The following is a 13,223-nucleotide window of genomic DNA, read 5'->3' as shown; positions in this document are numbered from 1 at the left end:
GGAAAAGGAGGATTGGATGAAAAAGTTACTCGTTTTAGCTTTTATTGGTTTTCTTGCACAGCTGATTGACGGTTCATTAGGAATGGCTTATGGAGTTACCTCCTCTTCACTTCTATTGGCCTTTGGCATCGCTCCCGCTGTGGCATCAGCTTCCGTTCATTTATCAGAAGTCGTAACGACTGCCGCATCAGGAATATCACATATCAGGTTTGGAAATGTAGACAAGAAAATGGTGTTCCGTTTGATCATACCTGGTTCCATTGGAGCCTTTGCCGGTGCCGTTTTTTTAAGTAATTTGCCTGGCGATCTGGTAAAGCCATATGTATCCACATTTCTTTTGGTGTTGGGCATGTATATCATCATCCGCTTTTTGTTTCTCTTCAAACCGACTGAAGAACGGGAATCGCCGCCATTACCTTATAAACAGTCCATTCCTTTAGGATTGATTGCCGGGTTTGCGGATGCGACTGGCGGAGGCGGCTGGGGACCAATTGCAACCCCGATTCTTTTGTCCAAAAAAGGAATGACTGCTCGTAAGGTTATTGGAACAGTCGATACGACTGAATTTGCCGTAGCGGTATCAGCGACTGTAGGTTTTATGATTTCGTTAGGCTGGAATGCGGTGAATTGGATGTGGGTAGGAGCATTAATGCTTGGAGGAATCTTTGCAGCACCGATTGCGGCCTGGCTTGTCAGAATCATACCGACGCAGCCGATGGGTGTGTTTGTTGGTGGATTCATTATTTTGGTGAACATCAGGACCCTATTATCTGCCTGGCTGCCAAACTTAGCTGAATACAATTCCTTTATTTATAGCGTGATTGTCTTATTATGGGGATTAGCTTTATTTTTCTCTATTAGAAAATTAATCACTATAAACAGAAATAATTTTGAATCGTCTGTTGATAATTAAGAAAACTGAGTCCAGAACCGGACTCAGTTTTTTATCCCGCTTTAACGGGCAGTAAGACCCCCACTCAAGACTTGGATGGAAAAACAAGGATAAGTGGGGGAGCAACTGCGCGTAAAAGTCCGATTGGTTCAACTAACCATAGGTGGGGGATGAACAAAACCCCCACCTATGGAAGTTTCACTTTATAGGTTTTTTTTCAGGCAATATAATGGTTTCCCTTTAAAGTCAATTTCTTTATATATGCTGTACCCCGTTTTTCCCCAGAAGCGAATGCCAGGTTCATTGTTGACTAAGCAGCCAAGATGAACCTCTTTAATCTGTCTCTTTATCATCAATTCTTCGTATTCGGAGTAGATAGTTTCTGCATGTCCTTTGTTTTGGGCGTGTTTGTGGATGATAAACAGACCAAGCCATGGATTTTTATCTCTTGGATTGCACATCGTAAAATCGACGATAGCAATCGGGCCGCTTTCCGATGTGACGATATATCGTTCCTTTTCGATCTCGTCCTCATGCTCCTTTAAAATGTCAGCTTCAGTCAGATAAAGTTTGTCTTCTGAAATAAGATTGTATTCCGGATTGGAGTTCATTACTTCAAGCTCCTGAAGTATTGTCTTATTATTGCAAGTGTTCCAGGTAAACATTTTAAATCCTCCGATTGTTAGAAACTATTACTAATATCGACGAAGCCTCTTTCCCATTAATCTAAATTATGAATTTTCATATGGCTTAATTAATCCATAGAGTATGCTTATTACCGGAAGTGAAATTCCTTCTTTTTCTGCTAATCTTAGTGCGCCGCCTTGCAGGTGATCTAGTTCCAACGTTAATCCTTTTCTTTTATCCTGATGCATGGAAGATGTAGCTTCTTCAGGAAACGCTTGAAATTTGCTGAATGCCTGACTCACGGATTCATCCGTGATGGAAATGCCTTGTGCGCGGGCAAGAAGCTGCATTTCTACTAAAACTTTTTTTAATAAATCAGAGGTTTCCGGGTAGGAAAGTATTATGCCGATTGGCAGGTTTGAGGCGGTTGTAACGCCTGAAAATGCGGTAATGAACATATATTTATTCCATAATTCCCATAGGATTTGGCCGGATAGCCGACTGTTCATTTTAGCTTTTCCTGAAATGGTCTCAAGCTTGTTGCAAATTTCCTGCTGAGAAGGATGGAGCGGACCAAAAACAAGGTCATGCTGCTGGTTTGTATGAACGACATGACCTTTATCATCAAGTGTTGCGATGATATAAGCGCTCCCGCCAATGACTGCCTCTTCACCTAATTCCTGCTGGAGAATTGAGATTTGCTCTATTCCATTCAGTAACGGAAGAACTTTAGCTCCATTAGCTACAAGATTTTTCAAGGAAGGAATCGTCCCCTTTAGATGATAGCCTTTTACAGCAAGCACAACTAAATCTGGGGTCTTGATTTCTTCCACATTTTCAGTAAAGTCTACTTTATCAAATTGATAGTTTCCATGCGTGCTTGTTATGTATAAGCCCTGTTCTTTAAGCTGACGAGCTCTGTTCTTTCGCACTAAAAATTGCACGCTTTGTCCGGCTTCTTCCCATCTGCCTCCGTAATATGCTCCCAAAGCACCGGCACCGACAATTACAATATTCATAGACAACGCCTCACTCAGTTTTTAAAGGTATTATAACATTTGTTGGAATTGTTTGAGTATTTATCGAATCTGAAACTTAAAAGAAAACTAGCCGGTTCGGGATTTCGTAGCGAAAATTTCAATATTGTAGCGAGTTTTCTTGGGATTGTAGCCGGTATGAGGACTTTTGTAGCGAGAATTTTGATTTTGTAGCCGGTTCGGGATTTCGTAGCGGAAGATCCAATATTGTAGCCGGTTCCCTACGGATTCGGGACTTTCTTGGAAGAAAGGAAAGTATAAATTTTCCTTTCCGCAACTACGTCTAATCTCCACCTTACGGCTCGTCGATCGAAGAGTTTTCTTTAAAATTGGAGAATTCAGCGGCGTAGTTTTATTAGTCACAAAAAAACAGCCGGCATCATGCCGGCTGTTTGATTATCTATAAACTTTTACTTTTACCGTTTTGACGCCCCATTGGATTGCCTTTGATTTATTAGAGATGAATACGTCAATTTTGTTGCCGCGGACTGCGCTTCCTTTATCACCGGCGATTGCTTCTCCATAGCCTTCCACATAAACCTTTGAACCTAGTGGAATGACCTTTGGATCAACCGAGATTACTTTAGCGTTAGGGTTTTTCTTTAGGTTAATGCCTGTAGAAGTAATTCCGCTGCAGCCTTTGCAGCTTGCTGTATATGCAGTTGCTTTAACTGTGATTGTTTTATATGCAGCTTTCTTGGCTGATGATTTTGTAACTGCAGCCTTCTTAGCTGTCGTTCCTGAAAGCTTTAAGACTTGCTTAGGGTTGATTCTATCACTTTTCAGTTGATTCCAGCTTTTAATCTGGTTAACTGATACTTTATTTTTTTTAGCTATGCTCCAAAGAGTGTCGCCGCTTTTTACTTGATATGTCCCAGCAGCAGATGTCACTCCAGAAAATCCAAATAGTAGAAAGGTTACCGAACAAGCAGACAATAGAAGTTTTTTCAAAATTATAAATCTCCTTTGTTTTTACTAATGTTAGAATAACAATTAAATATAACAGGCATGTTTCATAAAATTGCTAATTATGTTACAAAATGAAGACATTAGTTTCATATTTGTAATAAAAGGGTAAAATAGTTTGATAGTTTATGAAGAAATAGAAACTGAATCGGTAGACAAGCACTTATCTTTTTTTGGCCCATATGATGTACAAAAAGATATGGGGGATAAGGATGTACTACGATTATAGTTATCCATACAGTCGGCAACCCGACAACCTGGCAGTGGATGTTCTAAAGGCCATAAATGGGGAGTTTAACGCGATTCAATGCTATAACAAACTGTTAAAAATAGTTACAACTGAAAAGGAAAAAGAGGTCATACGCGAAATCATAAACGATGAAAATAACCATTTGGAAAAATTCACACAAATTTATTACAATCTTGCTGGAAGACAGCCGGAGATCACTAGAAATAAAGATTGCCCTAAAGGAACAAAGGGAATTTTTGAATTTGCTTTCGAGGATGAACAGGAGACGACCGATTTTTATTTGGAAATCGCAGATCAATTTGATGATCCAAAAATGAAAGAAGTGTTCACTAGAGCTTCAGCAGACGAACAAAACCATGCTGTCTGGTTTTTATATTTTCTAACAAAACCTAGATTATAAATTTTCAGGGAAGAAGGCTCCCGTTTAACGACAGGAGCCTTCTTTTTCTTAATATTATTTTGTATTAAGAAATTCTTGAGCAAAATCAATCAGCATCTTTTGATAGGTTGAGACCGATTCGAGCTCGACATATTCCCTGTCGCCATGCCAGTTTGCGCCGCTTGGGCCAAATTCAATGGCGGGTATGCCTAAGGCAGCGAAATAAACAGTGTCGGCTGAGCCATGCTGTCCAAAAATGACAGCATCATTTTTCGTATGGCTTTTAATCACCGGCCGAAGCATGGTGATGTAGGGATCATCGACCCTAGTGTTTACCGGCTGGCTGAACATTTTTTCTATTACCGTTCCATCGGTAATCTCTTCGATTTGTCGGATGATTTCATCCTTATTCTGAGTAGGTAGATAGCGGATATCAAAGCTCATCATACATTTATCAGGCACTTTATTATATACTTCACCCGCTCTTATCTTTGCGAGATTAATGGAAGGGGATGCATAGAATTCTGTTTTTTCTTCAGTAAACGGGAGACTCCGTATTTTCTGGTATACATCATAAGCTTTTTCAATTGCATTGATTCCTTCCCAAGGCCGGCTGCCATGGGAAGGGCTCCCGGTTATTTCGATATCCGCCTGTACTATTCCTTTTGCCTGAAGAGCGATGCCCATTTGCGTCGGCTCAGAGCAAATAACAAAGTCCCCCAGATAGCCTTGTTTCGCTAGGTACCCGGAACAATTAAAGCCGCCTGTCTCCTCGTCAGACACGATCTGCAGCTGGATCTTCAGGCCGAGGTCATCGTGTTGCAGTTCTGAGATGGCACACATCATAGCGGCGACGCCTGCTTTCATATCAGCCGCTCCTCTTCCATATAATTTTCCCTCTTCAACAACCGGGATAAATTGATCCGGTTTTCCGCTTACAACGTCTACGTGTCCATTAAAAATTAACGTTTTATCTCCATTGCCAATTTCACACACAAGCATTTTATACCCGTTATTTTCAATCAGACTTATAGGCAATCCTTGATTAGCAAGCCACTTTGAGCAATAGTCCACCGCTTTATTTGCTCCTTCTTTTGTAGAACTATCGATAGCGACTAAATCCTTTATTAATTCAACAAGCATTGTAAAAAGAAACCTCCTTGCCAATTCTTCATTCGACAAACTTCTACATAATTCTTTATACCCTGAAATAACAAAAATATGAATCTTATTCTTGTTAGTTCTGTGTGTGGTAATTGGGAAAAATAGGCTGTAGCTATTTTTTCTTGACTAATATGCATATACAATTTAAAGTGAGAAATATATCATGTATATACAAGTTGCTTATATGCTTATTTTTTGCGTGTGAAATGAAAACGTTCCCAAAGGGTGGGTATTGCTTCAATTGCCTTATGACACTATATGTACCACTTTGGCATCGTGTTTCCCACGTGGTCAGCAAATCATTTAAATAGTGGAATTAATGATGAATGTGTTTAATAACGAATAGGAAGAAAAATATAGCTAATCAAGAGAGGAAATGGCGGTGGATATCCATGAAAGAATGGTGGAGAAAATCAACAGTCTATCAAATTTACCCGAAAAGCTTTAATGATACAACCGGAAGTGGGACAGGCGATATCAAGGGGATCATTGAAAAGCTTGACTACTTAAAAGAACTTGGAATCGATGTTATCTGGCTTACACCTGTTTATAAATCTCCTCAAAGAGATAATGGCTACGATATCAGTGACTATTATTCCATTCAGGAAGAATACGGAACAATGGAAGACTTTAGCCGGCTGCTCACGGAAGCCCATGACAGAGGCATTAAAATTATCATGGACCTCGTCGTTAACCATACATCAACCGAGCATGAATGGTTTAAAAAAGCAAGCGAATCAAAAGATAACCCGTACCGGGATTATTATATTTGGAAAGATCCCGTCGGTGGGAAAGAACCAAACAATTGGATTTCCAAATTCGGCGGGTCCGCATGGAAAATCGACGAAAAGACGGGACAGTATTATTTGCATTTGTTTGACGTGACACAGGCTGACTTAAACTGGGAAAATGAAACGGTCAGAAAAGAAGTGTATGATATGATGCACTTCTGGTTTGAAAAGGGAATTGATGGTTTTAGGCTTGATGTTATTAATTTGATCTCCAAGGACCAGGATTTCCCGAATGATGACGGTTCTATACCTCCGGGGGACGGCCGGAAATTCTACACGGACGGCCCGCGGGTGCATGAGTTGCTTCATGAAATGAACGAAGAGGTCCTTTCTAAGTATGACAGCATCACTGTCGGGGAAATGTCTTCCACGACCATTGAAGATTGCATCGGATATTCCAATCCGGACAGCAAAGAACTGAGCATGACGTTTAACTTCCATCATTTGAAGGTCGATTATCCAAATGGGGAAAAGTGGGCAATCGGCGATATGGATTTTTCCGCACTTAAAAGCATTTTATCAAAATGGCAGGTTGAAATGAATAAAGGCGGAGGCTGGAATGCCTTATTCTGGTGCAATCACGACCAGCCGCGCATTGTCACCCGATACGGTAATGACGGTGAGTACCATAAAGAATCAGCGAAAATGCTGGCAACAACAATCCATATGATGCAGGGAACCCCGTATATTTACCAAGGTGAAGAATTTGGGATGACTAATCCGAAGTTTGACAGCATCGAACAATACCGTGACGTGGAAACGTTAAACTATTATGACATTATGAAAAAAGAAGGCAGACCTGAACAGGAAATCATGAAAATCATCAAACAAAAATCCCGGGATAATTCCCGCACACCAGTTCAATGGAACACAACCGAACAGGCTGGGTTTACAACAAGCACTCCTTGGATAGATGTGGCCGACAACTACCCAGAAATCAATGCGGAAAAAGCGTTAACCGATAAAGATTCCATCTTCTATCATTACCAAAAACTGATAGCGCTCCGTAAGGAATACGACATTATCACATTTGGGAATTATGAATTACTATCTGCTGATCATGAATCCTTGTTTGTATATAAAAGAGAGATTGATGATGAAATATTGCTTTCCATCAATAATTTCTATGAGAAAGAAGCACAAATTAATCTAACGGAGCTCTTAAATATGGACGACTATGAAATAAATGTGCTCATTTCCAATTACTCCGATCATCCGGAATTAGGCGATCAAATGCCATTTAGGCCTTATGAGTCTATCGTTTATCATTTAAAAAAGAAATAAAAAAAGCTGATCCATGTTAGTCCTCAGCCTAGTTCGGGTATATGTATAGTGCGCCACAATCATTATTCGACAGGAGGATGATTAAGATGGAAAAACGCGTAATTGGAGTTTATGACAATGGAGAAGAAGCGGTTCGCGCCATTGAGGAATTGAAGGCCCAGGGGTATGACCGTGATGATATTTCTGTAGTTGCGAAAGACCAGGATGAAGTAGATGTAGTAAAAGGACAAACAGGATCGAATGCAGAGGATGGCCTCACGGCGGGTGCCGCTACAGGAGGAGTGCTTGGCGGAACTGCCGGTTTATTGGCAGGCATAGGAGCCTTGGCGATTCCGGGAATTGGCCCGATACTGGCAGCAGGCCCAATTGCGGCTACCTTAACTGGGGCAGCACTGGGCGCCGGAGCCGGCGGACTTGCAGGTGCATTGATTGGCATGGGAATTCCGGAAGATGAAGCGGATCGTTATGAAAGAGACGTTAAGGATGGAAAGCTTCTCGTGTTATTGGATCCGGGAGCCAGGAAAACAAATAATGCAGAGAATACAGGAAATGCATATACAGACATGCGTGAGGAAAGTGTCTTGACTGATAAGGATTCTGTGCGCAGATATTAATGTTAAAACGGGACAGAGGCAAGGCCGATTCGCTGTCGAATCGGCCTTGTTTTTTATTCCTTTTATTTTAAACCTTAACAGCATCTACCCGTCCAGAGAAGAAGGTGGCTCCGCCGCCCATATCGGCGATGCGATCGGGTGTCAGCACATTTACAAGTTGCTTCGTTCCAGGCATGTCAGCCCAGAGTCCTTGGCTGACAAGTACTCCCGGCAGAACGTTCTCTCCGACTGCCGCCTTTAATTCACATTCACCCCGCTGATTATGGATCCGTACCATGTCGCCATCTTCAATACCTAAACGATGCGCGTCCATCTGATTCATATGCAATCTTGGTTCTTTTTCAAGAGCGATATGCCGCGTGTTATTCGAGAAAGTCGAGTTAAGGAAATTGTGATTAGGCGCAGGAACGAACAGGAATGGAAGATCCTCGTCATCCACGATAGGATGAAAGACCGGGAGCGGATCATATCCATCCCTTAGCATCCGTTCCGAGTAAAGCTCTATTTTTCCGCTCGGCGTTTCCAGCTTGCCGGGAAGAAGCGGAGTAATTTTTGCTTTTACAAACTGTTTGTCTAAGAGGCTTCGTAATGAAATCTCATCTAGATAAGGATTAGCGGGATTATCCAAAGCCTGCTCAATCATGTCCTCTTCTGAATCCTTAAAGGCCTGTTCATCGAATCCCATACCGCCTGCGAGCCATTTGAAAACATCCGTATTGGATTTTGATTCTCCATATGCTTCGACAACCGGCTGCTGGATTTGCATAAAGTTATGCCAGTAGGATGCCAAGAAATCGGTCGTTTCAAAAGAAGAAGACGCAGGGAGAACAATATCTGCGTAAGCCGCCGTCTCTGTTAAAAACAAATCATGGACGACTGTGAATAAATCTTCGCGCATCAGGCCGTCTCGAACCTTGTTGGCCTCTGGTGCAACCACGGCCGGATTGGAATTATAGACATATAAGGAACGAACGGGATTCTCAAGCTCCAGCAAAGCTTTCCCGATTTCGTTCATGTTAATGCTGCGCGTCGCTTTGTTTTCCAGCAAATCAGGCCGCTGAAGAGCACGGGCATTGTGGGAAAGATATCCGGAATTCCCTTTGGTGGCCCCGCCGCCTTTCACAAGCCATTGTCCGGTTATTGCCGGGAGACAGGAAATGGTCCGGACGCACATCCCTCCGTTGTCATGGTGTTGCAGTCCATTCCCAATCCTGATGTAGGCAGGGGAGGTTTTCCCGTACATGCGTGCAAGCTTATAAATATCTTCAACGGGAACGCCGGTGATTGCGGATACGGTATGCGGATCATATTGAACGACATGCTGGCGCAATTCCTCGGCGCCCACTGTATAATTCCTTAGAAACTCGTTATCTTCCATATTCTCCGCAAATAAAATATGCATAATCCCAAGAGCAAGGGCGCTGTCTGTACCGGGCAGTATCGGAATGAACCAGTCAGCCCAGCGTCCTGTCTGGTTTTTATGCACATCGATCACGACGATTTTGGCGCCGTTTTTCCGCGCTTGTTGGGCGATCGTGACATGGTGCATATTTGTGCTGACTGCATTGATTCCCCAGAAAATAAAAAGCTTCGAATGAATCGTATCTTCAGGATCAGTACCAAAGGAGCCGCCCATTGTGTACTTGTATCCTTGTGAACCTGCCGAGTTGCATATCGAACGGATGAGCCGGCTTGCGCCAAGCCGGTTGAAAAAACGCCGATCCATCCCCTCCGCGCTGAGATTGCCCATATTTCCATAGAAGCTGTAAGGAAGTATGCTCTCAGGACCGTGCTGTGAGATGAGGCTCTTCCACTTAACTGTTATCGTATCAATCGCTTCTTCCCAGCTGATTCTTTCGAATTTTCCTTCCCCTTTGGCTCCAGTTCTTTTCAATGGATATTGCAGCCGTTTCGGGTCATACAGCCTCGCGGTCATATTCCGGACTTTATTGCAGATGTTTCCCTTTGTTACAGGATGGTTTGGATCGCCTTCGACTTTAATAATCTTGCCATCCTTCTTATGCAGAAGAAGTCCGCACTGATCGGGACAATCCAGTGAGCAAACAGAAGGGAATATTCCATCAGGCTGGTTTATATATGAGTTCATATTTGTTCTCCTATGTAGAATGAAGTTATCATTCTAGTTAACTTGTAACATTTTTTCTTTCAATAATAGAATATTTATGGACTTACATCAATAGAAGTGTTCGAGAACCTGTTTTAGTTATCCGAAAATTGTTAACACTTTTAGAAATTTCTGATAATCTACTCATTAGGGGGTCCGATCTAGCAACTAAATGTGAAGGGGGATTTTTATGGAGTATGGGGTTATTATTTCAATCGCAATTTATATGATTGGAATGCTTATGATTGGATATGTTGCCTACAGACGTACGGCAAACCTGACCGATTACATGCTGGGCGGACGCAATTTAGGTCCGGCGGTGACCGCTTTAAGCGCAGGAGCATCGGATATGAGCGGCTGGCTGTTAATGGGCCTGCCTGGTGCGATGTACATAAGTGGGTTGAGCAGCGGCTGGATTGTTGTTGGTCTTTGTTTGGGTTCGTATTTAAACTGGCTTTATGTGGCGCCTCGTCTAAGGACGTATACAGAGGTAGCCAATAATTCGATTACGATTCCCGACTTTTTTGAAAACCGTTTTAAAGACAATTCACGGATCTTGCGAATTACTTCTGCATTAGTCATTTTAATATTTTTTACATTTTATACGTCTTCAGGAATGGTTTCTGGAGGACAGCTTTTCGAAAATGCTTTTAACATGGATTATATGACCGGTGTCTGGCTCACCGCGAGTGTTGTAATCCTTTATACATTATTTGGCGGATTCCTTGCGGTGAGCTGGACTGACTTCGTCCAAGGGACTATTATGTTTATCGCTCTGATATTGGTGCCTATTGTAACTGTTGTAAATATCGGCAGTATGGATAGAACCCTCGATGAAATACGTTCGATTGATCCAACACTACTGCAGGCATTCGAAGGAACGACAACGATTGGAGTTATCTCCTTATTGGCGTGGGGTCTTGGTTACTTTGGCCAGCCGCATATCATCGTCCGTTTTATGGCGATCACTTCTGTAAAGGAAATGAAAAGTGCTCGAAGAATCGGGATGAGCTGGATGATTTTTTCGATTGTCGGGGCGATGATTACCGGGTTATTCGGAATCGCTTATTTCAATCTTACTGATGCACCGCTTGCGAAGGGTAAGCATGAAACGGTGTTTATCCAACTGGCTCAGGAATTATTTCCTTCCCTTATTACGGGTTTCTTGCTCGCGGCCATCCTCGCAGCTATCATGAGTACGATTGCCGCGCAGCTATTGGTAACTTCCAGTGCTTTGACAGAAGACTTTTACAAAGCATTCATCAGACGTTCTGCTTCAGATAAAGAATTGGTGCTGGTCGGACGGCTTGCTGTGCTGGCGGTCTCACTGATTGCCTTGGTTCTCGCCCTCAATCCGAATGAAACCATCTTGAATCTTGTCGGATATGCCTGGGCAGGATTTGGTGCCGCTTTCGGACCGGTCGTGCTTCTAAGTCTCTACTGGAAGCGGATGACGAAAATGGGGGCATTCGCGGGAATAATCGTCGGTGCGGTAACGGTCATTGTCTGGGAGCAAATTGAGAAATTTGCAGAAGTATATGAAATCATTCCAGGCTTTATTGCCTGTACGATTGCGATTATCGTTGTCAGCTTATTAACTGCCAAACCTTCGAGTGAGGTGGAAGCTGAGTTTAATGAAGCTGTGAAAAGACTGACTTAATAAGTAGGCAAACCCCTTTGCCCTCTGCTAAAATGTAGCGGGAGAGCAAAGGGGTTTTTATTTTCATATGGCTATTGAAACTCCACGATTAGGAAATAGTAAGATGAATAATGCATTCGGATGAACGAATATGAGATAATTGTGATACAGCAAGTAACCTATGGGACTTGAATCAATTAAAAGGAGATTCTTATGACTGAAACACCACCATTTATCTCGAACATGAAACCATTTATACAAAAATCCTGGGAAAAAGCAGGATTTGAGCAAGGGATGTCAATCCAGCTCAAGGCGATTCCCTTCATCTCAGAGGGAAAGGATCTTATTGCCGAATCGCCGACTGGGACAGGCAAAACATTGGCTTATCTGCTTCCGTTGCTTGAAAAAATCGATACCGAAAAAAAATCAATCCAGGCAGTCGTACTCGCATCATCCCGTGAACTGGTGATGCAAATTTCCGAGGAAATCAGAATTTGGACTGAAGGAAGCGATATAGGCAGTGGGGCCTTTATTGGCGGGGCTAATCCAAAAAGACAGCTCGAAAAATTGAAGAAGCGTCCGCAGATTATTGCAGGGACTCCCGGTCGCATTTACGAACTGATTGCCCAGAAAAAAATCAAGATGCATGAAGTAAAAACGATTGTGTTGGACGAAGGCGATCAATTGCTAGTCCCTGAGCATATAGGCACAATCAGCAACATTATAAAGTCAACGCTTAAAGATCGGCAGGTGCTTATGTTTTCCGCGACCCTACCGGCACAGACTGAAAACTTAGCTTTAGAATTGGCGAACGAGCCGGAAATAATTAGGATCGGAAGAAGTGAAAACATCCCATCCAAGGTAGACCATATTTATTTTGTATGTGAAAAAAGAGATAAAATCAGGATCCTTGAGAAAATTTACCGAATGGAGAACTTAAAGGGGCTCGCTTTCGTAAAAGACATTGCTCAAATAACCGTGATCAGTGAAAAGCTTGACTATAAAGGAATTGAATTAGGTGTCCTGCACGGTGAGTCCAATAAGATGGAACGTGAGAAATCGTTGAGGAAACTCCGTTCGGGGGAATACCCTTTGCTGCTGGCAACGGATGTGGCTGCAAGAGGCCTTGATATTAAAGGACTGACTACAGTGATCCATGTTGACCTTCCCGAAAGTACAGATCAATACGTGCACCGCTCCGGAAGAACGGGCCGCGCCGGTGCAAGCGGAACGGTCATGTCGATTGTAACGGAAAGAGAAGAGCGGGAATTGAAGAAACTCACCCGTGAGTTGGGAATCACGCCGAGTAAAAAAGGTTTTTATAAAGGTGAAATCGTTGATGAACGATGAGAAAAGGGGCCTTCGCGGCTCCTTTTTTTATGTAAACAGAAAATCATATGTTTTAAAGTACTGGATATTCACGGCTAATTCCTTACCTGTAAAATTTGTGCTCGA

The 13,223-nt window shown here is 42.6% G+C and carries 11 protein-coding genes; 6 read left to right on the top strand and 5 right to left on the bottom strand.

What is annotated here, in order from left to right; translation table 11 throughout:
- The first annotated feature begins 16 nt into the window (after positions 1–16).
- Positions 17–913, top strand: a complete 897-nt coding sequence (locus tag LQ216_RS07335) for a sulfite exporter TauE/SafE family protein (protein WP_230128431.1) — start codon at positions 17–19, stop codon at positions 911–913.
- A gap of 182 nt (positions 914–1,095) precedes the next feature.
- Here LQ216_RS07335 and LQ216_RS07330 read toward each other — a convergent pair whose 3' ends face one another.
- From LQ216_RS07330 to LQ216_RS07320, 3 genes are all read right to left on the bottom strand, one after another.
- Positions 1,096–1,557 carry a GNAT family N-acetyltransferase gene (locus LQ216_RS07330; protein WP_230128430.1) on the bottom strand — a complete coding sequence of 154 codons (462 nt, stop codon included), beginning with the start codon at positions 1,555–1,557 and terminating at the stop codon, positions 1,096–1,098.
- 66 nt (positions 1,558–1,623) lie between these two features.
- Positions 1,624–2,538, bottom strand: a complete 915-nt coding sequence (locus tag LQ216_RS07325; RefSeq protein WP_230128429.1) for a 2-dehydropantoate 2-reductase — start codon at positions 2,536–2,538, stop codon at positions 1,624–1,626.
- A gap of 414 nt (positions 2,539–2,952) precedes the next feature.
- The gene (locus LQ216_RS07320) at positions 2,953–3,507 is read right to left on the bottom strand and encodes a 3D domain-containing protein (protein ID WP_230128428.1); all 555 of its coding nucleotides are present in this window, start codon (positions 3,505–3,507) and stop codon (positions 2,953–2,955) included.
- A 227-nt stretch (positions 3,508–3,734) separates the two neighbouring features.
- Between LQ216_RS07320 and LQ216_RS07315 the strand changes: the two genes are divergently transcribed.
- The gene (locus LQ216_RS07315) at positions 3,735–4,172 is read left to right on the top strand and encodes a ferritin-like domain-containing protein (RefSeq protein ID WP_230128427.1); all 438 of its coding nucleotides are present in this window, start codon (positions 3,735–3,737) and stop codon (positions 4,170–4,172) included.
- A gap of 54 nt (positions 4,173–4,226) precedes the next feature.
- Here LQ216_RS07315 and LQ216_RS07310 read toward each other — a convergent pair whose 3' ends face one another.
- Positions 4,227–5,294, bottom strand: a complete 1,068-nt coding sequence (locus tag LQ216_RS07310) for a M20/M25/M40 family metallo-hydrolase (RefSeq protein WP_230128424.1) — start codon at positions 5,292–5,294, stop codon at positions 4,227–4,229.
- 413 nt (positions 5,295–5,707) lie between these two features.
- Here LQ216_RS07310 and treC point away from each other — a divergent pair, with 413 nt between their 5' ends.
- A complete protein-coding gene (treC, locus tag LQ216_RS07305; RefSeq protein ID WP_230128421.1) occupies positions 5,708–7,390 on the top strand; it encodes an alpha,alpha-phosphotrehalase in 1,683 nt (560 codons plus the stop codon).
- A gap of 86 nt (positions 7,391–7,476) precedes the next feature.
- The gene (locus tag LQ216_RS07300) at positions 7,477–8,004 is read left to right on the top strand and encodes a general stress protein (protein WP_230128419.1); all 528 of its coding nucleotides are present in this window, start codon (positions 7,477–7,479) and stop codon (positions 8,002–8,004) included.
- Between the two features lie 67 nt (positions 8,005–8,071).
- On the opposite strand, the gene LQ216_RS07295 is transcribed toward LQ216_RS07300, so the two are convergent.
- Complete coding sequence (locus tag LQ216_RS07295; RefSeq protein ID WP_230128416.1) at positions 8,072–10,111, bottom strand: molybdopterin oxidoreductase family protein; 2,040 nt, start codon at positions 10,109–10,111, stop codon at positions 8,072–8,074.
- 208 nt (positions 10,112–10,319) lie between these two features.
- Here LQ216_RS07295 and putP point away from each other — a divergent pair, with 208 nt between their 5' ends.
- Both putP and LQ216_RS07285 read left to right on the top strand, forming a co-directional pair.
- Positions 10,320–11,789 carry a sodium/proline symporter PutP gene (gene putP, locus LQ216_RS07290; protein WP_230128414.1) on the top strand — a complete coding sequence of 490 codons (1,470 nt, stop codon included), beginning with the start codon at positions 10,320–10,322 and terminating at the stop codon, positions 11,787–11,789.
- Between the two features lie 192 nt (positions 11,790–11,981).
- Positions 11,982–13,118 (top strand): DEAD/DEAH box helicase, encoded by a 1,137-nt coding sequence (locus LQ216_RS07285; protein ID WP_230128413.1) that lies wholly within the window; start codon positions 11,982–11,984, stop codon positions 13,116–13,118.
- Positions 13,119–13,223: the final 105 nt, after the last annotated feature.

The organism is Bacillus sp. CECT 9360, from assembly GCF_918741275.1.
Classification (GTDB): domain Bacteria; phylum Bacillota; class Bacilli; order Bacillales; family DSM-1321; genus Peribacillus.
Note: the sequence above shows the minus strand (reverse complement) of the source record. Positions and strands in the feature narration are given on the sequence as shown.